This is a genomic window from Marinobacter salarius (genome assembly GCF_032922745.1).
Classification (GTDB): Bacteria; Pseudomonadota; Gammaproteobacteria; order Pseudomonadales; family Oleiphilaceae; genus Marinobacter.
Window position 1 is genome coordinate 2400712 of sequence record NZ_CP136693.1, and the last position, 23244, is coordinate 2423955.

Here is a 23244-nt window from a genome sequence, read left to right on the forward strand (position 1 = left end):
AACGGCGTTACCAGGCATTCTTTACTGTAGCCTTTTGGTAACCGGCGCTTTACAACCGGCCCAAAGGCCACACAATAAGCGGTTAAACTACCCGGCCTGCTAGACTGTGAGCCGGGAGCCAAAAACGAATTCCGGGCGTTTTTAACTGGAGGTCCCATTGGACAAGAATATGAAAATCCTGATTGTGGATGACTTCTCCACAATGCGACGGATCATTAAGAACCTGCTTCGTGATCTTGGTTTTACCAATACTGACGAAGCGGACGATGGCAATACCGCACTGCCGATGCTCAAGAGCGGAAAGTACGATTTTCTGGTAACCGATTGGAATATGCCAGGGATGTCCGGGCTCGATCTGCTTAAGGAAGTCCGTGCCGACGATAACCTGAAGACCCTGCCTGTGCTTATGGTGACCGCCGAGGCGAAGCGGGACCAGATCGTCGCCGCTGCGCAGGCCGGCGTGAACGGCTATGTGGTTAAGCCCTTCACGGCAGCCGTACTCAAGGAGAAGATTGAGAAGATCTTCGAACGCATCCAGTAATCAGAGGTCGGACGGCTCCCATGAGCAATAGCAATAAAGACCCACAGGGGCTCGACCCGGAGGTTACGGATAAGCTCCGCAGCCAGGCGGCCGAGTTGGTCGAGCAGGTCAACGCTGGGGAATACGGCCGCGCGATGACCCTGATCAATGAGCTGAGCGAGGTGAGGGACCAGAGCCTGTATCGGGAAGTAGGGCGACTGACTCGCAGCCTCCATGAGGCGATCCGCAACTTCCAGATTGACCCCCGTAACGCTGAACAGTCCGAAGCCCTTTCGAAGATGACCGATGCGTCGGATCGTCTGGAGTACGTGGTTCAGATGACCGGTAAAGCGGCCAACCGGACCATGGACCTGGTTGAGGAGGCCATGCCCAAGGCCAGCGCCCTCCGCGACGAGGCCGCGGAGCTGAGAGACCAGTGGCAGAAATTGCGCCGCCGTGAGATGGCCCCGGCGGAATTCCGTGAGCTCTATGCCCGTATCGATACGTTTTTCGTTACCTTGAACACCGATGCAGGAGCGATGTACGACAATCTGTCGGAGATTCTCCTGGCTCAGGATTTTCAGGACCTCACAGGGCAGGTGATCCAAAAGGTCACCACTCTGGTTAAAGAGGTGGAAGAGCATCTGTTGAGCCTGGTAGTGATGGCGAGCCATGTGGACCAGATGACCGGCACCGTCCATGAACTGGAAGAACAGGAAAAGATATCGGCAGAACAGGGTGTTGGTCCACAGATCAAGGCCGAAGAACGCGAAGATGTAGTATCGGGACAGGACGATGTTGATGATCTTCTGTCCAGTCTCGGTTTCTGAATAAAAGAGGGTAACGCATGGCGTTTGATGCCGATGAAGAGATCCTGCAGGACTTCCTTGTTGAGGCAGGCGAAATACTCGAAAAGCTGTCGGAGCAACTGGTCGACCTGGAGCAAAATCCGGACGACAGCGATCTGCTCAACGCCATCTTCCGGGGTTTCCACACCGTAAAGGGCGGTGCTGGGTTTCTGCAACTCGATGCCCTGGTGAACTGTTGCCATTCCGCGGAAAATGTTTTCGATATCCTGCGTAACCACAAGCGCAAGGTAGATTCCGAATTGATGGACGTGGTGCTGGAAGTCCTGGATCACGTCAATGCCATGTTTGAACAGGTTCGTCATCACGAAGAACCGACGCCAGCTCCCGAGGAGCTGATCGCCGCCCTCGACGCATTGGCGCAACCGGCAGGGGAGTCGCCGTCGGCAAACGCAGCGGTCGCTCGCGAAGAACAGAACGAGAGCAACGAAGCCAGTTCTGGAGACGATGGCGGTGATATTACCGACGACGAATTCGAGCGGTTGCTGGATGCCCTGGAAGAGGAAAAGACCAGCGCTCCAGTTTCCAGTGGCGACGGCAATGAATCTTCAGGCGGTGACGGAGCGAGCGGAGACGACATCTCCGATGATGAATTCGAGGCCCTGCTGGACCAATTGCATGGCAAGGGCCAGTTCTCAGGCCCGCCTGAAACCGGCAAGGCAGCCCCTGACAGCCAGGATGCCTCGGGCGACAAGGTTACCAGTGATGAGGCGAGTGACAGCAAGGGTGGCGACGACCTGATTTCGGACGACGAGTTCGAAAAGTTGCTGGATGACCTGCACGGCAAGGGTGGTAGCCCCACGGCAGAAACTGCCAAGCCGGCCCCTGGGCCTGCTGCAAAGCAGCCGTCGGCCACGTCTCCCAGTGCCATGGCTGACGAGCCCGCGCAACCGGCTGGTAAGCCTGAAAAAGTGCCTGCGGAAAACGGCAAGACGAGTGCAGCACCTGCGATGCCAGCACGGGACGCCAACGCGCCTGTGGCCGAAACCTCTGTACGGGTGGACACCAAGCGCCTGGACGACATCATGAACATGGTGGGTGAACTGGTGCTGGTGCGTAACCGCTTGCAGCGTCTGGGCGCCCAGAGTGAAGACGAGCATATGCACAAGGCGGTCTCCAACCTGGACGTGGTGACCACCGATCTTCAATCCGCTGTGATGGCGACGCGGATGCAGCCCATCAAGAAAGTGTTTGGCCGCTTCCCGAGGGTGGTTCGCGACCTGGCTCGCAGCCTGAAGAAAGAAATCAACCTTGAGATGCACGGAGAAGAGACCGACCTGGACAAAAACCTGGTGGAGGCGCTGTCCGATCCTCTGGTCCATCTTGTTCGCAACTCGGTTGATCACGGTATAGAGGCACCCGATGTTCGTGAAAAGGCGGGCAAGCCTCGCCAGGGCCGTGTAACTCTGTCTGCCGAGCAGGAAGGGGACCACATTCTATTGTCCATCGAAGACGACGGTGCCGGAATGGATCCGGATGTGTTGCGCCGAAAAGCGGTGGAAAAGGGCATCTACGAACAGGATGCTGCCGATCGACTGACCAACAGCGAGTGCTACAACCTGATTTTCTCCGCCGGATTCTCCACCAAGGACCAGATATCCGATGTGTCCGGTCGCGGTGTCGGCATGGACGTGGTGAAAACCAAGATCAGCCAGCTCAACGGGCAACTGAGCGTGGAGTCGGAGCTGGGCAAGGGGTCTCGCATCGTCATCAAGGTGCCGCTGACCCTGGCCATCATGCCTACCTTGATGATCATGCTTGGCGACCAGTCCTTCGCGCTGCCACTGGTGAACGTGGTCGAGATTTTCCATCTGGACCTTAGCAAAAAGAACATAGTGGATGGCCGCGAATGCATTGTGGTTCGAGACAAAGTCTTCCCGTTGTTCCACATCAAGCGATGGCTGGTCAAAGGCGCCGCTGGTCAGCCGGAACCAGAGAATGCTCACGTGGTTATCGTGGCGATGGGAACACGACGCGTCGGTTTTGTGGTGGATCAGTTGATCGGGCAGGAAGAGGTGGTGATCAAGCCCCTGGGCCGGGCCCTTCAGGGAACGCCGGGTATGGCGGGTGCAACCATCACTGGCGACGGCCGAATTGCACTCATTATTGATGTTCCGAGCCTGCTGCAAAACTACGGCAAATAACGTTGCGGCGGGCCCAGGTTTAGGAGAAATGGATGACGGTTTCTGTCCTGGTCGTTGATGATTCAGGTTTTTTCCGCAAGCGACTGACGGAAATCCTGACCGCTTCCGGTCAGATCAAGGTGGTTGGCGTGGCCACCAATGGGCGCGAAGGTGTCGAGCTGGCTGAAAAGCTGAGGCCTGACGTCATCACCATGGACTACGAGATGCCCGTCATGGACGGTATCAGCGCCGTCCGTGAGATCATGAAGCGACATCCGGCGCCGGTATTGATGTTCTCCTCCCTCACCTACGAGGGTGCCCGGGTAACCCTGGATGCCCTTGAGGCAGGTGCCGTTGATTTCCTGCCCAAGAATTTTGAGGAAATTGCCCGAGATTCCAGTCAGCTTCAAAAAATACTCATTGAGCGCGTACTGGATGTCGCTGGCAGCCGCCCTGGTGCAAAACCGTCGGCGCCGCCTCCCACAGCTCCGCCGCCTTCGCCCCGTAGCCCTTCACCGGCAAGGCGCAGCGTCCCCGAGCGGCCGGCGGTACCGGACAGGTCCTCTCGCCCCAGCGCCCCAGAGCCTGAAGCACCGGTCCGTCGTTCGATTCGCCGCGGGCCGGCGAAACACTACAGTGTGGTTGCCATCGGCACATCCACCGGCGGCCCGGTGGCCTTGCAACGTGTACTAATGGCGTTGCCGGCTGGGTTCCCCGCGCCTGTGGTGCTCGTTCAGCATATGCCGGCCAGTTTTACCCCGGCGTTTGCCGAACGGCTGAACAAGCTCTGCCAGATTCAGGTGCGCCAGGCTGAAGACGGCGAAATGCTGAAGCCGGGCGTCGCGCTGCTTGCCCCCGGGGGTAAGCAGATGATGATTGAAAACCGGGGTGGCCAGGGCAGAGTCAGGATTCTTCCCGGAGATGACCGGCTTAACTACAAGCCTTGTGTGGATGTGACGTTCGGCTCCCTGGCCAGGAGTTTTCCCGGCAAGACCCTGGGCCTGATCCTGACGGGCATGGGCTCGGATGGAAAGGAAGGCTGTCGCCTGATGAAGCAGTCAGGCTCCGATATCTGGTCCCAGGACGAAAAAACCTCGGTGATCTACGGTATGCCCATGGCCGTGGCCAAGGCCGGGTTGTCTGACGAAATCCTTGCGCTCGATGACATTGGTTCCCGCCTGGCGGATGGGGTGAGCTGATGGATATTCTCAGCCTGCTGGGCGTCATTCTTGCCTTTGTGGCGATTCTCGGTGGAAACCTGTTGGAAGGCGGCGCCATCAGCTCGCTGTTCAATGGCCCGGCCGCGCTGATCGTCATTGGTGGTACGCTCGCAGCCACCATTCTCCAGACCTCCTGGCCGCTGTTAAAGCGGGCCTTTTCCCAGGTGCGCTGGGTGTTCTTTCCGCCCTATATCAGCCTGGAAGATGGTATCGGCAAGGTCATTGACTGGAGCGTCAAGGCCCGTAAGCAGGGTTTGCTGGGGCTGGAAGGGTTGGCTGAGAAAGAATCTGAACGCTTTGCCCGTAAGGGGCTGCAGCTGCTGGTGGACGGCGCTGAGACAGAAACCATCCGCAGCATCATGGAGGTAGACCTGGAATCCCGCGAACAGCGGGATCTGGAATCCGCCCGGGTGTTCGAGGCCATGGGTGGTTATTCGCCCACCATTGGCATCATTGGCGCGGTGATGGGGCTGATTCAGGTGATGACCAACCTCGAAGACCCCCAGTCACTGGGCAGCGGTATCGCCACCGCGTTTGTGGCCACCATCTACGGTGTAGCACTGGCCAATCTGCTGTTCTTCCCGGTTGCCAACAAGTTGCGCGGCATTCTGCGGGAGCGCACCCGTTATGAGGACATGATGATCGACGGCATCATCGCCATAGCCGAAGGCGAGAACCCTAAATCCATCGAGTTGCGCCTACGGGGCTTCCTGTAGTGCCGGCTCCGGAGCCAGGGGTAAGCTGATGAGACGACGCAGGCAACAGGATGACGACCTTCACAACAAGGAACGCTGGCTGATTTCCTACGCCGACTTCATCACCTTGTTGTTCGCGTTTTTTGTCGTAATGTATTCCGTGTCGTCGGTGAATGAGGGCAAGTACAAGGTATTGTCTGAAACCCTGACCGGCGTCTTCAATGCCCCCCAGCGCTCCTTCCAGCCTATCGAAGTGGGCGACCAGCCCCGGCGCGCGACGCCGCAGGCCGCCGAGGATGTGATTAACCCGCCGGTGACTGAAGCTCCGCAAAACCCCTCCATGAGTGCAGAAGGGCGCACCGAGGCGCTGCGTGCCATGGCGGACCAGTTGGCTTTGGAGTTCGACGAGCTGATCAATCAGGGTGTGGTTACTCTGGAAACCAGCGACGAGTGGTTGGAGCTGAGCCTCCGCAACAGCCTGCTTTTCGGCAGTGGCGATGCCGAGCCCCATTACGATGCCTTCGACGTGGTGGAAAAAATTGCCGCTGTACTCCGCAACCGGGATAACGCTACCCGGGTTGAGGGCTTCACAGATAATCGCCCGATAAACACCGGTGTCTTCCCCTCCAACTGGGAGCTGTCCGCTGCGCGATCAGCGGCGGTTGTGCGCATGTTGTCGATGGAGGGTGTTGAGGCCGAGCGGCTGGCCGCTGTTGGGTACGGCGAGCACCAACCGGTGGCCCGCAACGATACCGAGGAAGGCCGCCGTCGCAATCGACGCGTGGTCCTGTTGATCTCCCGCGACGCCAGTATTCGTGGCGCGATGCGATAACACCTTTCCGATCATCACGTTGCAGAGTCATGGCGGAAGGTGCTATAGGCGAGTTGGCACAATATCTGTATTAGCGTCTGTACATCTTTAGATCCCGGCAAGCTCTTGCCGGATTGTTTTCAAGTTGAACGGATCATGGCCGATAACACGGTAGGCGTGCGACGTTTCCGGAGCGGGTATTTCTGGAGAATCAGTGTGGTGACGAGGTTGGCGATGAATTTTGTGACGGATATGGAGTGCACAGCGTGCGCATCTGGGCAGTAGCCAATCAAAAGGGCGGTGTGGGCAAAACCACATCGGTTGTCGCCCTAGGTGGCCTCTTGGCCGAGAGCGGCAAGCGCGTTCTGGTGGTCGACCTGGACCCTCACGGATCACTGACCAGCTGGTTCGGGTATGACCCGGACACCATTCCCCACAGTGTGTTCGATCTGTTCCAGCACCAGGGTAAAGTACCGGATGGTCTGCCGGCCCAGTTAATTACCGAAACCAGCTGTCCGGGGCTATCCCTGTTGCCGGCCAGCACAGCGCTGGCAACTCTCGAACGGAGAATGGTCGGTGTTGAAGGCATGGGGCTGATTGTATCCCGGGCCCTGACCCAGTTGTGGGGCGATTTCGACTACGTCCTGCTGGACAATACGCCCTCGCTGGGCGTGCTGATGGTGAACGCGCTTGCCGCTGCCCAGCATCTGATTATTCCGGTACAAACCGAATTCCTGGCCATCAAGGGCCTTGAACGGATGCTGCACACGCTCACCATGATCATGCGCTCCCAGAAGAATCAGCTTTCCTACACCATCGTACCGACGCTGTTTGACCGGCGTACGCAAGCCTCGGTGAAGAGCCTTAACCAGTTGCGAAAGACCCACAGCGATACGCTCTGGCGTTTTGCCATTCCAGTGGACACCAAGTTCCGCGATGCCAGCCAGGCGGGGGTCACCCCATCGTCCATGGATGCTGAAACCCATGGTGTCCGGGGATATGCCCGCCTGCTGAGCGATCTACAGGAAATAACACGCTCGGTCGCGGAGCGTCGGCATGGCTGACAAAAAAATGACACAGGTGGCGGACCCTGGCTCTGCCATTGCCAGCTATCTGGACGAACTGCTGCATACGGCGACAGATAGCGCTCTGCGTGAGGAACCGGAACCGCCAAAACCGGTGGCTCGTGAACGCACTCGCATCGCGCCGAAGCCTGCGCCCATTGTGGCTCGTCCGGTCGCGGAGGCGAAGTCTGAGTTGCGAAAGCCGGTAACACCGGCCCCGGTGGCGGAAAAAGCACCGGAGGTGGAGTCGCCCCCGGTTGAGCACAAACAGGCCGCCGATATTCCGTCGCCTCCTGAGGTGGAGCCCCCGGGGCGGCCGGAATGGTCAGACAAACCGTTCGAATGCCTGATCTTCACGGTGGCAGGGCTGCAGCTGGCAGTGCCGTTGATACTGCTCGGCGCCATTCATCGAATAGAAGAGCCGGTGAAGCCGATCCCCGGCAGCCCCCGCTGGTATATGGGCATGCGCCCGGACCAGGACCATAATCTCCGAGTGGTGGATACGGCGGAATGGATCATGGTGGGCCGGGTACCTGCGGACGCACGGGACAACTATCGCTTTGTGATTCGCCTGGACAGCAGTGAGTGGGGGTTGGCCTGTGACGATGTCGCGCAGTCGTTTACCCTGCAACCGGATGAAGTACGCTGGCGCACGGCCCGCAGCAAGCGGCCGTGGCTGGCGGGCACGGTCATTGACCATATGTGTGCGTTGATCGATGTGAAAACCATGGCGGACTTGCTGGTTCGCGCCGAGCGGGAGCACCACCTCGATCTGAGTTAGCAATTTACGGTTACCGAATGAAACCGTGCTCTGCTGGCACGGTTTGTGCCCTTAACTATAGTATTGGGCACTGATGATGAATTTTTGACGATCAGGTTGCCCGCCGGGCGGCCGAACAGGAGACACAAGGCTATGGCATCCCCGAGCGGACAGCAAAATCAGGCCCAGGATGATCAGGTACTGCAGTATGTAACCTTCAGGCTGGATGACGAAACCTATGGTATCGACGTCATGCAGATCCAGGAAGTGTTGCGATACACCGAGATCGCGCCGGTTCCAGGTGCCCCGGATTACGTTTTGGGCATCATCAACCTGCGAGGCAATGTGGTCACCGTTATTGACACCCGTCGTCGCTTTGGCCTGGCGGATGCGGAAGTAACAGATGCAACACGCATTGTGGTGATGGAGTCGTCCAACCAGGTGATGGGTATCCTGGTGGATTCGGTTGCCGAGGTGGTGTACCTGAAAGCCAGTGAAATCGAGACCGCGCCCAACGTGGGGAACGAGGAAAGCGCCAAGTTCATCCAGGGTGTGTGTAACAAGAACGGCGAACTGATCATATTGGTCGAGTTCGACAAGATGTTGTCAGACCACGAATGGGCTGAAATTTCCTCACTGTAATGCCGGCTTTGGCCGGACAGCAGGCTGGATGGGCGCCCCGTGGTTTCAACTAACCGAGGACGTCCATCATGTTTGCAGAAATCTCTTCCCTGGCCCCGTGGCTTCTGACAGCCGCTGCCCTGTGCCTACTGTTCGCCCAGGGTATGGTGCTACGCCGTGAAAACCGAAAACTTCGGGAGCAAATGAAAGAGCGCTGCGAAACCCTTGGCCGCGAGCTCCACGCAACAGCCAGTGGCAGTATGGGGGTTGGGCAGCGAGTGGTCACGTGCGAGCGCCAGCTTCATGAATTGCGCGGCATGCTTGATGAAATGCGCCAGAACGATCCGTTGAGAATTTCCTACGATGAGGCCTCACGGTTAGTGGACCTGGGGGCGGATATCGAGGACCTGATGAATACCTGCGGTATTTCGCGGCCGGAAGCCGAACTGGTATCAGCGCTCCGTAAGCGCCAGGCGGCCTGACCTAAGGGTTTATCCGTCTAATCTTCACGGGGCCGTCCGACGTCCTCTGGCGTACGGCCCTGAAGATTGAAGGCAAAGGCGAGGATTTCAGCCACCACCCGGTAGAGTGTCTCCGGGATTTCGTCGTTCAATTCCAGTCGAGCCAGTATGCTGGCCAGCTCCGGATTTTCGTACAGCGGCACATTATGCTCACGGGCAATGCGGATGATTTCCTCCGCCAGTTCGTGGGTACCGCTCGCCGCAATGACTGGAGCCCGTTCGCCATCGTATTTCAGTGCCACCGCCGCCGGCGAATCTGTTTTCTGATGATCTTTGCTCATACCCGCGTGTCCACCAGCCGGTGCTCAAGACGGGTGTTTGCACCCCTTGGTGTCCCTCGCCGGCACTCCAGGTCCACCACATCCAGGCCGATATCCGAAAGGCCCTTTCGTAATTGTGGCAGATCTTCCCGCACCTGACGCAGCGTGGACTGGTTCTCCGCCCACACCTGCGCAGACACCTGATCCTGCCGCAGTGATACATCAAAATGCAGAGGACCGGCTTCGTCCAGGTCCATGGCCAGTGAAAGACGCCACTCCGTTGCCCGGGGGGTGCCAGAGGTTTTCTGGCCGCTGTCTGCCGGGTCCTGTTCGATTCGCAACTGGGCGATCCGTGGTTCGTTGTTGGGGTTGAGCCAGGGGAGCTCCAGCAGCATGGTTGATACCGGCGTTGGCGCCTCTGCCGTGGTCCGTGTGGAGAGTATCTGGCTGTGTAACTGATTTACGGTAATACGATTGAGCATGCCAGCCAGCAGCCTCAGCATTTGCCCAACCGTTGGTTCTGTAGATCCCTGTGGTGGCGGAGGTGGAAACGTATTGGGAAACTGAAGCGGTGCCTGCACCAGTTCCGGACTTGCCAGCGGTGTAAAGCGGTTGAAGGCGTCGGGGCCGCTCCCCTGTTGTGCGAGCAGGGTGGTAATCACCCGGCCGATAGCCAGCTTGAGATCGGGTAGGGCAGCCTGGGGTGCTCTCGCCAGCCGCGATTCGGCGAACAGCCCGCTTTCCTCAACCCACTGCCGTAACTGGTTGGCCGCACCGGGTTGAGTTCCGGCGCCTGGCGTCAGTGACTGGCTGGAGGGCAGCCGTGATACCAGTTGTTCAATAGCCTGCCTCACCGGTTGGGGCAGTGGCTGTGACGGATTGTTGATGGGTGTTCCAGTGGGCACAACGCTGTCGGGTCTCGCACCGCCGGTGAGCGTTGTCAGAATTCTGGCAAGGCCAGCATCGATGGACTGCTGCCAGGGCAGGCGCTGCGCCAGCGCCCGGGAGATAGTGGTTTCCGGCGTCTGGGCCAGCTTGCCCATCAGTTGCAGTTCATTGCCAGCACGCATGACCTTGACCCAGTCACCGGTTTCCAGGGATGTGTCTCCGATGGCCGCCTGAACGGTCAGCGACTGGCCACGAATCTCCAACAACAATTGCGCGCCGGCGGAGGATTGTCGGTTGATCACGTCTGCCACCCGAGCGAGTGTTGCCTCGCGATTGGCAAGCTTGAGCTGGTCAAGCTGCACGCGGGCGGAAGCCGCGTCCAGCGCCGCCGAAGGTTGTCCGCCGGCTGGCCGCTGAACGATCGGCGCCGGCGACTCGGTTTTGGGTGGTGGTGTGGGGTTACCGTTTGGTAATTTCATTGCCACTGATTTGATGTCAGACAAGAGTATTCCTGAGGCGCTTTCGCTATAATACGCCCCGCCGGTAAGTATTGCCTTTCCGAACGTCTGAACCCGCCGGGTCAGTAATGTGTACACCAGCTCTGGGGCCCCGATGTCTGAGCCGTTACTACAGGCTGTTAATCTGCAGTGTGAGCGTGATGACCGGATACTGTTCCGGGATCTTTCTGTCTCCATACTGCCCGGTACTCTGACCCGTGTCGAGGGGCCTAACGGCTCTGGCAAGACCACGTTGCTTAGAATTCTTGCCGGACTGAACGACAGTTACAGTGGTGACCTGCTCTGGCGGGGAAGGCCTCGTCATACCTACCGGGAAGAATTCCTCCGCAATATGCTCTACCTTGGCCATCGCCCGGGTATCAAGCCGTTGCTTACCCCCATGGAAAATCTCCGCGCCCTGATGGCCGGGCGTCGATATGTGGCCGATAAGATGCTCTGGCAGGCATTGGAAGGCACTGGCCTGGGTGGTTTCCAGAACGTACCCAGTCGTAATCTGTCCGCCGGACAGCAACGTCGGGTGGCGCTTGCCAGGTTACTGGTTGCGGATGAACCCCTGTGGATTCTGGATGAGATATTCACCGCCATTGATGTCCACGGTGTGGCTGCCCTCGAGCGATTGCTGGTGGAGCGGGTAGCCAGTGGCGGCGCGATCGTGGTGACCACACACCACGACCTTAATCTACCGTCGATGCACCGAATTACCCTGGGGGGGAAGTCATGACCATGGCCTCTGAAGCCGGGCTTCCTGTTCGTACACCGAAGGAGTCGGTAAGCGTATTGTCGGCCATGAAAGCGGTATTCTCGCGGGATCTGAAAACCGCCTTTCGCCAGCCCCAGGATCTGCTTAATCCGCTACTGTTTTTCGTCATGGTCGTAACGCTTTTCCCCCTCGGGGTTAGCCCCGAAGTATCATTCCTGCGGGAGGCGGGTAGCGGTATCCTGTGGGTTGCGGCCTTGCTGTCCGTGTTATTGTCGCTGGATCATCTTTTCCGTCATGATTTCGACGACGGCACGCTTGAGCAACTGGTACTGCAGCCCCAGCCGCTGTTTTTACTGGTACTGGCGAAGTCACTGGCCCATTGGGTGCTCACTGGCCTGCCACTGGTGATGCTGGCGCCTGTTCTGGGGGTGATGGTGCATCTTGAGGGGAACTCTGTTGCCATTCTGTGTCTAACGCTGCTGATCGGAACACCGGTCCTCAGCTTGATCGGTTCCATTGGTGCGGCATTGACCCTCGGACTGAGATCGGCAGGCGTGCTCTTGTCCCTGCTGATCATTCCGCTGTACATTCCGGTGCTGATATTCGGCACAGGCACGGTGATGGCTGCGTCTGAGAGCGCGCCGGTGGGTGGACAGCTCGCGTTGATGGGGGCGTTTCTGGTGTTGGCGCTGACACTGGCGCCGTTCGCATCGGCGGCGGCCCTGAGGATCAGTCTGTCCAACAGTTAAAGGTAAAAAGGTAACAACCTGATGTGGCAAATTTTTCACAAGCTGGGGTCGCCAAAATGGTTCTTCGGCATTGCCTCAGCACTGATGCCCTGGCTGCTCGTGGTGGGGGCAGCCCTGTTGTTGACCGGTATTGTCTGGGGGGTGGTGTTTGCGCCACAGGATTACCTGCAGGGTAACAGTTACCGCATCATCTTCATTCACGTACCGTCTGCGTTTCTGGCCCAGTCGGTGTACATCATGATGGCCGTTGCGGCGCTGGTTACCCTGGTTTGGCGTATGAAACTGGCCGATGTTTTCGTCAAGGCCGTGGCACCGGTTGGTGCGGTGCTGACCTTTCTGGCCCTGTTTACCGGCGCGGTGTGGGGGAAACCCACCTGGGGAACCTGGTGGATCTGGGATGCCCGGCTTACCTCGATGCTGATTCTGCTGTTTCTTTATTTTGGGGTGATGGCGCTGGGAGCGGCCATCTCCGATGAGAAATCCTCGGCACGTGCCGTGGCCGTGCTGGTACTGGTGGGGGTGGTCAATATACCGATCATCAAGTATTCCGTGGAGTGGTGGAATACCCTGCACCAGCCAGCGACGTTCAAGCTCACGGAAAAACCGAGTATGCCTGCGGAAATGTGGGTGCCCCTGTTGCTCTCGATATTGGGTCTTTATCTGATATTTGGCTGGCTCGCCTGTCTGCGCATGCAGACCGACATACTGGCGCGTGAAGGCCGCACACGCTGGGTAAAAGAACTGATTCAGGTACGGGAGAATTGACGCAATGGCATTCGACTCATTTGGCGCTTTTCTGGCGATGGGCGGCCACGGCCCATATGTCTGGTCCTGTTATGCGGTGTTTTTCCTGCTGATGGGAGTCATGACGTGGTGGTCGCTGCGTCAGCGGCGGGTCGTGATCGCGCAACAGCGACGCCGCATGGCCCCCATTCCGTCGGCCGACGAGCGCCCAGCGGCGGCCAGCTTTACCCGAATTGAATCTTCACAAGACTGACTGGTAGATCAAACATGCACCCGATCCGAAAAAAACGGCTTATCATTGTCCTTTTTCTCCTTGTCGGGGTGTCGGTGGCCGTGGCCCTGACCACCTACGCGTTGCGGCAGAATATCAACCTGTTTTACGACCCGAGCCAGATTGCCGCCGGCGAAGCGCCGGTGGACGTTCGTATCCGTGCTGGCGGCATGGTGGAAGAAGGATCGGTCGAGCGTGATCCAGAGAGCCTGAAAGTGGAATTCAAGGTGACGGACTTTACGTCGTCGGTATTGGTTGAATACACCGGCATCCTGCCGGACCTGTTTGCTGAAGGGCAGGGCGTTGTCGCGATGGGACGGATGGACGGCAATGGCCGTTTTGTCGCGGACCAGGTGCTGGCAAAGCACGACGAGAATTATATGCCACCGGAAGTGAACGACGCCCTGGAAAAGGCCGCCGGCAAGCGGGCTGCCATGCCTGGGGGAATCGGTGAATCCAGCGCCGGTTACTAGCGTTGCTGGCCCACGTTTAAGAGAGTTGGAGAATCCTAATGTATCCGGAACTCGGACAGATCGCCCTGATACTCGCGCTGTTGCTGGCAGTGCTCCTTTCCGTGGTCCCCCTGGTAGGCTCGGTGACGGGTCGTGACCAGTTGCTGGCCTTCGCCCGGCCGCTGTCAGCGGGCCTGTTCGTCTTCGTTGCCCTGGCCTTTGGTCTCCTGACCCACGCGTTTGTGACCGATGACTTTTCCGTGGCCTATGTCGCCAACAACAGCAATAGCATGCTGCCCTGGTACTACAAATTCAGTGCGGTGTGGGGCGGCCATGAAGGCTCACTGTTGCTTTGGGTGCTGATGCTCGTTGGCTGGACGCTGGCGGTCGCCGTGTTCAGTCGACGCCTGCCGTCGGTGATGGTGTCCCAGGTGTTGTCGGTGCTCGGAATGGTTGCGGTGGGCTTTCTACTGTTTACCATCATGACCTCCAACCCCTTCGATCGTACGCTCCCCAACATCCCAGCCGATGGCGCCGACCTGAATCCGCTGCTGCAGGATTTTGGGCTGATCGTGCATCCACCCATGTTGTACATGGGGTATGTGGGCTTCTCGGTAGCTTTTGCCTTTGCCATTGCCGCGCTGATCAATGGCAAACTGGATGCGGCCTGGGCTCGTTGGTCCCGTCCCTGGACCACAGTGGCCTGGGCTTTCCTTTCCCTGGGCATTGCGCTGGGTAGCTGGTGGGCCTATTACGAGCTGGGTTGGGGCGGCTGGTGGTTCTGGGACCCGGTCGAGAACGCCTCGCTGCTGCCCTGGTTGTCGGGAACGGCGCTGATGCACAGTCTGGCTGTCACCGAGAAGCGCGGCGTATTCAAGAGTTGGACTGTGCTGCTGGCCATCGTAACCTTCGCCCTGAGCTTGCTGGGAACCTTCCTGGTGCGTTCCGGGGTGCTGACCTCTGTCCACGCCTTCGCCTCTGACCCCGATCGGGGGACATTCCTGCTGGCGCTACTGGCGATTACTATTGTTTCGAGCCTGACCCTGTATGCGTTCAGGGCGCCGGTGGTGCATGTGCGCTCCCGTTACGGCAGCCTGTCCCGTGAAATCTTCCTGTTGATGAATAATGTGTTGCTGGTTGCAGCAACCCTGTTGGTGTTGGTGGGGACCCTTTATCCATTGGTCCTGGACTACCTGGACATGGGGCGGCTGTCCATCGGTGAACCCTTCTTCAACCTGACCTTCAGCCCCCTGGGGATTGCTGCCGGCTTGCTATTGGGGGCAGGCATATTCTCCCGCTGGAAGAAAACCGACGGCGGCTGGCTGGGCCGCAAGCTGCTGTGGCCGTTGGCTGTCAGTATGATCGGGACCAGCGCTGTGCTGGTCGGGTACGGCACGTTCGAGCCTTGGGCGTTTGGGGGCCTGTTCTCAGCGATGTGGATTACGGTGGCCACCCTTTGGGATCTCTGGGAAAAGTCGGGGTCACGTAAGGGCCGTCTCCATGGCCTCAGGCGCCAAAGCCGCAGTTACTACGGCATGGTGTTCGGGCATCTGGGGCTAGCCATCACCATGGCGGGTGCGACGGTCGCCTCCAATTACGGCATCGAGCGGGATGTACGCATGTCACCCGGCGACACCGCGATGGTGGGGGATTATCGGATTGCGTTTGCCGAGATAGGTAACCGAAGAGGGCAGAATTTCACCGCGGAATACGGTCGTTTTGAGGTTTACGATTCGGATGGCGGTCTGATATCCACGCTTTACCCGGAGAAACGCCGATACATGGTTCAACGCAACACGATGACCGAGGCCGGTATTGACGGCGGTCTGTTCCGGGATATTTTTGTCGCCATTGGTGAGCGGGTGTCTGATGATGCCTGGGCGATCCGGCTTCAATACAAACCGCTGGTCCGCTGGTTGTGGCTGGGGGCGCTGTTTATGGCCGCTGGCGGCTTCCTGGCCATTTCGGATCGCCGCTATCGCATTCGCGACAAGGTTGCGGAAAACCGTAAGGCCAAGGCACCGAATACAGGCGGTGAGCGCGGCGCAGACCCGGCAGGAGCGGTGTCATGAAGCGGCTGCTGCTGTTCACGCCGTTGATCCTCGCCGTGGTGCTCGGAGTGGTCCTGTTCGCCGGTATTGGTAAGGACCCCAACAAGCTGGAGTCGGCGCTGATCGGCAAACCGGTGCCCGAGTTTTTGTTGACGGATCTCCACAACGAAAGTCGCGAGCTGACTCGTGAGGTTTTTGAAGGGCATGTGTCCCTGCTGAATGTCTGGGGTACCTGGTGCCCGGCCTGCCGAGATGAGCATGGTGATCTGGTCTGGCTGGCGGAAGAGAAAGGCGTGCGTATCGTTGGCCTTAACTATAAGGACAACCGGGATGATGCCCTGGTCTGGCTTGATCGGTTGGGCGACCCGTATCAGGTGTCGATCTACGATCCCCGTGGCAGCCTCGGGTTTGACTTGGGAGTTTATGGCGCGCCGGAAACCTATGTCATTGATGTCGAAGGTATTGTGCGTTACCGCCACGTTGGCGTGGTCAATGAAAAAGTATGGGAGCGGGACATCAAGCCCATCGTCGACCGGTTCAGGGAGAAGATCTGATGTGGCGTCCGGTGTTTGCATGGCTGTTGCTGATGACAATTGCTCCGATGTCGGTGGCGGATGCCCGCGACGTATACGGGTTCGATACGCAGGCGCAGGAGCAGAGGTTCCAGACCCTGATTTCGGAGTTGCGTTGCCCGAAGTGCCAGAACCAGAACATCGCCGATTCCAATGCGCCGATTTCCAAGGATATGCGCGAGGAGGTTTACCGGATGATGTCTGACGGCGCCAGCAACGAGGAAATTGTCGGAGCACTGGTCGACCGCTTTGGTGAATTCGTGCGATACAAGCCGGAGGTGGATAGCCGCACCATCCTGCTGTGGGCAACGCCAGCCATTGTCGTCCTGGGTGGCCTGATGGTGGTGGCCGGGATTGTCATCCGCTCCCGCAGGGCAGGCCAGGACGAGCCGGCCCTGACCGACGAAGAGCGTGCACGGGCATCCAGAATGCTCGATGGCGATGATTCGAGCCGCACCTGATTTCAAACAACACTCTTTCTCAACCGGATTAATGACCGTTCTATGACACAGACCTTCTGGCTGACGGCCGCTGTATTAATCGTACTTGCCCTGGCGTTTGTAGTGGCGCCGTTGTTCCTGCACCGTTCCGGCCGGCGCGCGGAAATGGATCTGCGCAACCAGAACCTGCTGGCATATCGCAGCCGAATGGCGGAACTTGATCGCGAGTTTGACGCCGGCGCGCTGGACGAGGAAAGCTATCAACAACTCCGGGAAGAGCTGGCCGGCAGCATGCTCGATGATGTCCCGGATGCTGAACGTGGCGTTATTGACTCACCGGACCGGGCCAGGGGCGGGAAAAGCGCCATCGTCATTGCGATTGCCAGCCTCGCGGTGATTCCTGCCGCTGCGGTATTCCTGTACGGACAGTGGGGCGCTATGGACGACGTCGAGCAGTTCCGCGCCATGCAGGAAATGATGGCAGCTGACAGCGATCGCGTGGGCCAGATGCAGGAACTGACGGCTCAGCTTCGCGAGCGGTTGGAGGACAATCCGGAGAACACCGATGGCTGGGCCATGCTGGGGCGTAGCTATATGCGCATTGAGCAGTATGAGGACGCAGCGTGGGCCTTCGAACGGCTGGCAAAGAGTATTGAGGATGATGAGAGCGGCAAAGCTGTCGCCTGGGGATTGTCAGCCCAGGCTGCATTTTTCCTGAGCGAGGGTGACCTCAACCCAGCGGTGTCGAACGCCATTGAAAAAGCCAGGTCGCTGAATCCGGACGAGGTCAATTCCCTTGGCCTACTCGGTATCCATGCATTTAGCCAGCAGAACTTTGAGGAGGCGATCCGGTATTGGGAGCGCATCGTGTCGGTGGCGCCCAATCATCCCCAGATTGCCTCCATCCGCCAGGGCATTGAGCAGGCCTATCAGCGCCTGGGTCGGGAGATGCCACAGGAGCAGCCGCCAGAGGTATCCGGGGCCGGCGTGACCGTCCGGGTGGAAATAGACGAAGCATTCCAGGGCGAGATTCCTGACGACACCACCCTATTTGTTCTGGCGCGTCGGGCGAATGTCCAGAGCGGGCCACCGCTGGCTGTGGCACGGCTGAGTGCGGGACAGTTACCGATGGAGATACGATTGGACGACCGCTTCAATATGTCCGCGAATGCAAAGCTGTCGGAGGCGGGTGAAGTGCGCCTGCAAGCGCGGCTGTCGCGCTCTGGCAACGCCAGGCCCCAGGCGGGTGACTGGCAAGGCGAGGTGGATCAGCCGGTGCCGGTGGGTGAAGGCGAAAACGAGCCTGTTACCCTGGTGATCGACACCCAGCTGGTGCAATGATCTGTCACCGGCTGGTGCTCAGGCCCTGCGGGTAGAGCGGCGGCAGCTGATCCCCGGGAGCCGATTCACTGGCGGTTCCACGCACGCGGATCAGCGCTGCCACAAGCCGTTCTCCCTGCCACGGCTCTGACGTGGCCGATTCACCGGGTGTCCCGAATAATCGCTGTTGAAGCTGTTCGATCTCGGCGGCCAGTTCCGTGTCGTCCAGAAAACGGTTCACATCCGTTACGCTTTGGAAGGTGCGTTCCGGATGCCTTTGAGACATCCAGCGCACAAGCCGGTCGGTGGTTTTGGGCGATCCCGCCTGCGCTGCCTCGCACAGATCCCGGAATAGCCCCTTTTCCCGGTTGTCCCCCTGACTCGCCACGACCTTGCCAGCACTGGTGCGGCGCCTGCTGTACCACCAGGCCGCCAGTGTAATCAGCCAGCCCGCCAGGACGGTCAGGGTGGCTAACGGCCAGAATCCGACACCGGATTCCCCGTCAGGCTCATTTGATATCGGGTCATTGTTGGGCTTGGTACCCGCTTCCGAGGCGTCTTCCAGTTTATCGGGCACCGAGTCGATCTGGCCGGGAATCCCCTCAACAACCAGCGTGTGTGCAGGAATAACCGCTACTTTTTCGCTGTCGCTTTCAGTATCCCACCAGGGGATCCGGATTTCGGGCAATGTTAACTTTCCTGGCTGCACCGGTACCAGTGCCGTGGTCTGGGTCAGTGTCGAGGCCAGCCCGTCGGGGCCAGGCGTGGTCGTGCGCTCGGGCTTCTCCGGGTAGGCCCGTATGCTATCGGGTGTCTGTTCCGGGAACGGAGGTAAGGATTCGGCAGGCAGGCCCTCCGCCCTCATGGTGAGGCTTCTGGTGAGATTCTGGCCCGCTGTCAGGTTCTGGTTTCGTGGCAGTCCGGACTGATCCAGCTCCAGCGTGCGGGCGGGCAACCAGGTGTCTCCGCTGAATCCCGCTGGCACACCCTTGACGGTGATATCAAACAGGTTGGCGCTGTCGCGCAGAAACTTCAGTTGGCCCTGCTCATTCCGGGCCTGGCCCTCAAAACGGATGGGTTGCAGGCTGAGTTGTCCCTCCCTCTGGGGAAACAGTGCGTAACGGCGCTCAACCACACGATAGCGAACACCGTCCCGGTAGCGGGTGTACTCGTTCTGCTTGCCCAGCGATTCGACAATGGCATTCGGGTGCTCCGGCTCGGAGAGCTCGCCGCGAATGAGGTTACCGGTGAAAAACAGTTTGATGGTGAACACCAGTTGTTCCTGGACATACACCTCCTCCTTGTCCGCGGCCAGCTCGATAAAGCTGTCCCTCTCGGCGTCGGGCTCCTGATCGGGTGGGGTGCCGCTGATCACCTTGATGGCGACCGGGGCTGAGCGGGCGTCGCGGAAGCTCAGGGATGGAATGGTCAGCTTGCCTGTCTTTTTGGGCGCGAGCTGGTAAGTCCATGTGATCTCGCCCATCATCTCATTGTTGACGGTGCGGATAGAGTATTGCTGATTGCGGGCGAGAATCTCGAAGTCGCCTTCCACCTTTTCGATGTCCGGTTTTGGCAGGTTCGACAAGTCAAAATCGAACAGGTTTCCCAGATTGATATCGATTTTGGTGCTGCCCTTGACGCTCAGGGTAAGCACTTCTCCTTCGTAAAGGCGGGTTCTGTCGGGTTCAGCGATCAGATCATTGGCTGCCATGGCCGGCCCTGCCATGGTGACAAGCAGCAGTATCAGAATAAACGGACCGGTCAGCCGGCTTACCATGGTGTATCGCCCTCGTCAGATGGTGTTTCCCGTTCCTGGTATTGTTGCAGGAATTTGCGCCTCAACAGGCCGCCCGGATTATCGGGCACGCGCCGGAGCCATTGTTCCTGCCCCTGGGTCAGTGGAGAGGTGTCCAGTTCCGCCGGTGCCCTGGATACCTGTCCGTCGGCTTCCGAAGAGTCGGCATCACGCTGGCGGTGTTGATCGCCCTCCGCCTGGTTTTCCTGTTCGTCGCTTTGGCCGTTCTGCTGGCTATCCTGTGGCTCGTTGTTCTGCTGTCCATTCTGTTGATTATCCGGCTGGTTCTGCCCCGCCTGATCTGACGGGTCGCCGTCCTGGTTCTGGGTATCTGACCCATTCTGTGAGTTCTGCTGGTTACCCTGCTGCTGTTGATCGCCCTCCTGGTCTGACGATTCACTGCCGTCCCCGCTTGATTGGCTCTGTTGCTGCTCCAGCAGCTGTTTCACCAGGTCCCGGTTGAACAAGGCGTCTTCATGTCCAGGTTGCTTCGCCAGCACATTCTCGTAGGCCTTGAGGGCTTCTTCCAGCTTGCCGGCACGGGCCAGGGCGTTGCCGCGGTTGTAGCTTGCCCTGGGTGTGTCTTCGCTGGCGAACGTGCCCGCTGCGGACTCATAGTCACCTGAGCGATAGAGTGCGCTACCACGCCACTGGGGATTGTCGAGAACCTTGGCTGCCCGTTCCGGGTCTTCTTCGATCAGCGCGGGCGCACGCTGATCCTCCCGGGACCAAAGGGCGTCCCAGTCCACGGCCATTGCGGGACGAGGGGTGAGGGGCAGAAGTGTTAGCAGTACCGCCACCATGGCACCGCGACGCCAGCCGAGCAATGCCAGTGGTGCGGCCAGCCACAATAGCCAGTAGCCATCATCCTGCCAGCGGTTGACCATCAGGTCGCGCTCGCTGTCTTCCCAGTTGTCCGAGTCGATGGGGCGCAGTTCCAGGGCGCGGATGTCCTCGTCCGTAATGGTCAGGCTATGACTGTCTCCACCATTGCTCTCCGCCAGTTCCGCCATGGCTGAGGGGTCCGCATGGGTAATCACGATGTCGCCGCCGTCACGAATGAACCCTTGGCGCGCCAGTGGTATTGGGCCGCCCTCTGAGGTGCCAACGGTCAGAGTGCTGAGTATGAACCGGCTATCCGTCATGGCGTCGTTGATGCGGGTAAGGTAGCGCTCGTCCACATTGTCTGCAATCAGTAACAGTCGTCCGGTTCCGGGGGCGCCCTGTTCCAGCAGGTCAAGGCCACGTTGTACGCCGAGGTCGGTTCGGTTTCCCGCAGCGGGCATGATCACCGGTTCGAGTACCTCCAACATGCCCTCGATGGTATTGCTGTCATCCGTCAACGGTGTGACCGCATGAGCGTCCGCGGCATAGACCACCAGGGCCGTCAGGCTGCCCTCCCGCGCCTTCAGGATATCGCGAATCTTGCGCTTGGCCATGGTCAGACGGTCGGGTTCTACATCAGTGGCAAGCATCGATAGCGATAAATCCAGTACGATGACGAGACTATCATTCTGCTGTTGCAGTGGCGTGGGCGCTTTGCGCCACGACGGGCCGGCAAGGGCAACGGCAAGCACCATGATGGCGGCAACGACCGGCAACACGGGCGAGCGTTTTTGACCGCCAGCAGTACCAGACTGACTGATCAATGGGCGCAGCAGTTGCGGCGGTATCACGCGGCTCCAGCCACTGTCGCTCTGGCGGACCCGTTTAAACACCAGCGGCAGGACAAGGGCCACAAGAAGTAAAAGTAGCCACAGTGGGCGCAGGAAGTGAAAATCAGCCATGGTTCCCTCCCCGTGCGTTGTTTCTGGTCTCAAGCCGGTTGCTGGCTACTCTGGCGCTCTGGAGTAGCAGCCAGATCAGGACTGCAATCCCGGCGGGCCAGACGTACAGTTCAGTCACCGGTCGATAGTGCTTGCCTTCCAGTTCGATGGGTTCAAGCTGGTTGATACTTTCATAGATCAGTTCCAGTTCAGGCAGGCTGCGGGCCCGGAAGTACTCACCGCCGGTCTGCTGGGCGATTCGCGTCAGCAAACCTTCATCAAGGTCGCGGGATGGGTTGACCCGGCGGGAGCCGAGCAACCCACGCTGAACCATGGTTTCGGCACCAATCCCGATCGTGTAGATGCGTACGCCGGCGGCTTTTGCAATCTCCGCCGCCTTGTCCGGCGCTATCTCACCAGCGGTGTTGGCGCCATCGGTCAGCAGGATCACCACGCGTTGCTCCTGGGGGCGATCACGAAGGCGCTTGACCGCCAGACCAAGGGCGTCGCCGATGGCTGTGGCCCGACCGGCCATGCCGATACCTGCCTCATGCAGCAGCGTGCGAACGGTGGCGAGGTCAAAGGTCAGCGGCGCCTGGATATAGGGTTCCGTACCGAACAACAGCAGTCCCAGGCGGTCACCTTTACGGCGCTGGACAAAGTCATCCAGCACGCGCTTCACCGCCTGTAGTCGATTTATGCTGCGGCCCTGGATAACCATGTCTTGTTCGTCCATTGACGGGGAGATATCCACTGCCAGAAGCAGGTCACGGCCGCTGACTGGCAACTGTACCTGTTCGCCGACGTGTTGGGGGCGTGCCAGGGCCACGACCAGCAGCAGCCAGATCAGCAATAGTGCCAGTTGCTGCCAAAGGGGAGTGTGGCTGCCGCTACGGCTGACGCCCGGCAGGTCCGACAACCAATGCCCGACAGGGAAAACAGGTGCCTCCACAGCCTGAGCACTGCGCTTGCGTAGCCGGATAATCAGGGGCACTAGAGCCAGTAACAGGGCCCATGGAAATGCAAGGCTCAGCATTTCTGGCCTCCCAGCCAAACGCGGGCGAACGCGACAGCATCACTGGTATGGCACTCGGGTGTCGGTTGCCAGCTGCTGTTCACCATGGCTTCTACCACCGGGCGTGAGGCTATGCGATCCTTCGGGCTGGTTTCCAGAAGAAAGCGAACCCAGGGTTCGCCGGACAGGGATTCCGGGAGGCGTTCTGGGTAGCGGATGCGCGCGGCTTGTTTCAGTAAAGCGTTCAGCGCACCGAACCATTGGCTGTTGGGTGTTGCGGCCTGCTCCAGTCTGTTCAATTCTGTGTTGGCGGTTTTCAGCCAGCGGTTTCTGCGCCGTTTCCGTCGGATCAGCAAGAACGCCAGAGTGGCCAGGGCAATAGCAATAGCCATTAGCAACCACCAGCCTGGCGCCGGTGGCCAGAAGCCTCCGGATTGTGGCAGGTGAATGTCTCTGAGCTGGCTCAGTGGGTCCTGTTCCATCATGGGGTCTTTGTGGTTCC

The 23244-nt window shown here is 59.2% G+C and carries 25 protein-coding genes; 19 read left to right on the forward strand and 6 right to left on the reverse strand.

What is annotated here, in order from left to right; genetic code table 11:
* Positions 1-157 precede the first annotated feature (157 nt).
* The 10 genes from cheY (at position 158) to R1T46_RS11150 (ending at position 9162) form a co-directional block, all read left to right on the forward strand.
* Positions 158-541, forward strand: a complete 384-nt coding sequence (gene cheY / locus R1T46_RS11105; protein WP_300495349.1) for a chemotaxis response regulator CheY — start codon at positions 158-160, stop codon at positions 539-541.
* Positions 542-561: 20 nt separating this feature from the next.
* Positions 562-1350 carry a protein phosphatase CheZ gene (locus tag R1T46_RS11110; RefSeq protein WP_317305363.1) on the forward strand — a complete coding sequence of 263 codons (789 nt, stop codon included), beginning with the start codon at positions 562-564 and terminating at the stop codon, positions 1348-1350.
* Positions 1351-1367: 17 nt separating this feature from the next.
* Positions 1368-3530, forward strand: a complete 2163-nt coding sequence (locus R1T46_RS11115) for a chemotaxis protein CheA (RefSeq protein WP_317305364.1) — start codon at positions 1368-1370, stop codon at positions 3528-3530.
* A 32-nt stretch (positions 3531-3562) separates the two neighbouring features.
* On the forward strand, positions 3563-4708 hold the full coding sequence (locus R1T46_RS11120; protein WP_317305365.1) for a chemotaxis response regulator protein-glutamate methylesterase: 1146 nt from the start codon (positions 3563-3565) through the stop codon (positions 4706-4708).
* Entirely contained in the window at positions 4708-5445 is a 738-nt protein-coding gene (locus R1T46_RS11125; protein ID WP_317305366.1) for a flagellar motor protein, read from the forward strand. Before R1T46_RS11120 ends, R1T46_RS11125 begins: the two co-directional genes overlap by 1 nt.
* Before the next feature lie 28 nt (positions 5446-5473).
* Positions 5474-6256: a flagellar motor protein MotD gene (motD, locus tag R1T46_RS11130; protein ID WP_317305367.1), complete on the forward strand. Its 783-nt coding sequence runs from the start codon at positions 5474-5476 to the stop codon at positions 6254-6256.
* A gap of 245 nt (positions 6257-6501) precedes the next feature.
* The gene (locus R1T46_RS11135) at positions 6502-7299 is read left to right on the forward strand and encodes a ParA family protein (protein ID WP_317305368.1); all 798 of its coding nucleotides are present in this window, start codon (positions 6502-6504) and stop codon (positions 7297-7299) included.
* A complete protein-coding gene (locus R1T46_RS11140; protein WP_317305369.1) occupies positions 7292-8080 on the forward strand; it encodes a chemotaxis protein CheW in 789 nt (262 codons plus the stop codon). Before R1T46_RS11135 ends, R1T46_RS11140 begins: the two co-directional genes overlap by 8 nt.
* A 132-nt stretch (positions 8081-8212) precedes the next feature.
* Positions 8213-8701: a chemotaxis protein CheW gene (locus R1T46_RS11145; protein WP_007153948.1), complete on the forward strand. Its 489-nt coding sequence runs from the start codon at positions 8213-8215 to the stop codon at positions 8699-8701.
* A 68-nt stretch (positions 8702-8769) separates the two neighbouring features.
* Positions 8770-9162 (forward strand): DUF2802 domain-containing protein, encoded by a 393-nt coding sequence (locus R1T46_RS11150; RefSeq protein WP_317305370.1) that lies wholly within the window; start codon positions 8770-8772, stop codon positions 9160-9162.
* Positions 9163-9179: 17 nt separating this feature from the next.
* On the opposite strand, the gene R1T46_RS11155 is transcribed toward R1T46_RS11150, so the two are convergent.
* A complete protein-coding gene (locus R1T46_RS11155) occupies positions 9180-9482 on the reverse strand; it encodes an EscU/YscU/HrcU family type III secretion system export apparatus switch protein (protein ID WP_317305371.1) in 303 nt (100 codons plus the stop codon).
* Positions 9479-10852: a flagellar hook-length control protein FliK gene (locus R1T46_RS11160; protein WP_317305372.1), complete on the reverse strand. Its 1374-nt coding sequence runs from the start codon at positions 10850-10852 to the stop codon at positions 9479-9481. The genes R1T46_RS11155 and R1T46_RS11160 overlap by 4 nt, the downstream gene beginning before the upstream one ends.
* A 109-nt stretch (positions 10853-10961) precedes the next feature.
* Between R1T46_RS11160 and ccmA the strand changes: the two genes are divergently transcribed.
* Genes ccmA through ccmI form a run of 9 tightly spaced genes read left to right on the forward strand, consistent with a single transcriptional unit; the run spans position 10962 to position 18187 of the window.
* Entirely contained in the window at positions 10962-11588 is a 627-nt protein-coding gene (ccmA, locus tag R1T46_RS11165) for a cytochrome c biogenesis heme-transporting ATPase CcmA (RefSeq protein WP_317305373.1), read from the forward strand.
* Positions 11585-12316, forward strand: coding sequence for a heme exporter protein CcmB (ccmB, locus tag R1T46_RS11170; RefSeq protein ID WP_407070129.1), 732 nt, complete (start codon positions 11585-11587; stop codon positions 12314-12316). The genes ccmA and ccmB overlap by 4 nt, the downstream gene beginning before the upstream one ends.
* Before the next feature lie 21 nt (positions 12317-12337).
* Positions 12338-13081 (forward strand): heme ABC transporter permease, encoded by a 744-nt coding sequence (locus R1T46_RS11175; RefSeq protein WP_317305374.1) that lies wholly within the window; start codon positions 12338-12340, stop codon positions 13079-13081.
* 4 nt (positions 13082-13085) lie between these two features.
* Positions 13086-13313, forward strand: coding sequence for a heme exporter protein CcmD (ccmD, locus tag R1T46_RS11180; RefSeq protein WP_317305375.1), 228 nt, complete (start codon positions 13086-13088; stop codon positions 13311-13313).
* A gap of 14 nt (positions 13314-13327) precedes the next feature.
* Positions 13328-13804: a cytochrome c maturation protein CcmE gene (gene ccmE, locus R1T46_RS11185; protein WP_317305376.1), complete on the forward strand. Its 477-nt coding sequence runs from the start codon at positions 13328-13330 to the stop codon at positions 13802-13804.
* A 38-nt stretch (positions 13805-13842) separates the two neighbouring features.
* Positions 13843-15855, forward strand: a complete 2013-nt coding sequence (locus tag R1T46_RS11190) for a heme lyase CcmF/NrfE family subunit (protein WP_317305377.1) — start codon at positions 13843-13845, stop codon at positions 15853-15855.
* Positions 15852-16388 (forward strand): DsbE family thiol:disulfide interchange protein, encoded by a 537-nt coding sequence (locus R1T46_RS11195; RefSeq protein WP_317305379.1) that lies wholly within the window; start codon positions 15852-15854, stop codon positions 16386-16388. The genes R1T46_RS11190 and R1T46_RS11195 overlap by 4 nt, the downstream gene beginning before the upstream one ends.
* Entirely contained in the window at positions 16388-16867 is a 480-nt protein-coding gene (locus R1T46_RS11200) for a cytochrome c-type biogenesis protein (protein ID WP_317305380.1), read from the forward strand. Before R1T46_RS11195 ends, R1T46_RS11200 begins: the two co-directional genes overlap by 1 nt.
* A gap of 42 nt (positions 16868-16909) precedes the next feature.
* Entirely contained in the window at positions 16910-18187 is a 1278-nt protein-coding gene (gene ccmI, locus R1T46_RS11205) for a c-type cytochrome biogenesis protein CcmI (protein ID WP_317305381.1), read from the forward strand.
* A gap of 4 nt (positions 18188-18191) precedes the next feature.
* Here ccmI and R1T46_RS11210 read toward each other — a convergent pair whose 3' ends face one another.
* From R1T46_RS11210 to R1T46_RS11225, 4 genes are read right to left on the reverse strand one after another with little or no spacing between them, the layout of a single operon-like run.
* Complete coding sequence (locus tag R1T46_RS11210; RefSeq protein WP_317305382.1) at positions 18192-19943, reverse strand: BatD family protein; 1752 nt, start codon at positions 19941-19943, stop codon at positions 18192-18194.
* Positions 19937-21748, reverse strand: a complete 1812-nt coding sequence (locus R1T46_RS11215; RefSeq protein ID WP_317305383.1) for a VWA domain-containing protein — start codon at positions 21746-21748, stop codon at positions 19937-19939. Before R1T46_RS11215 ends, R1T46_RS11210 begins: the two co-directional genes overlap by 7 nt.
* A complete protein-coding gene (locus R1T46_RS11220; RefSeq protein WP_317305385.1) occupies positions 21741-22763 on the reverse strand; it encodes a VWA domain-containing protein in 1023 nt (340 codons plus the stop codon). Before R1T46_RS11220 ends, R1T46_RS11215 begins: the two co-directional genes overlap by 8 nt.
* Positions 22757-23227, reverse strand: a complete 471-nt coding sequence (locus R1T46_RS11225) for a DUF4381 domain-containing protein (RefSeq protein ID WP_317305386.1) — start codon at positions 23225-23227, stop codon at positions 22757-22759. Before R1T46_RS11225 ends, R1T46_RS11220 begins: the two co-directional genes overlap by 7 nt.
* Positions 23228-23244 lie beyond the last annotated feature (17 nt).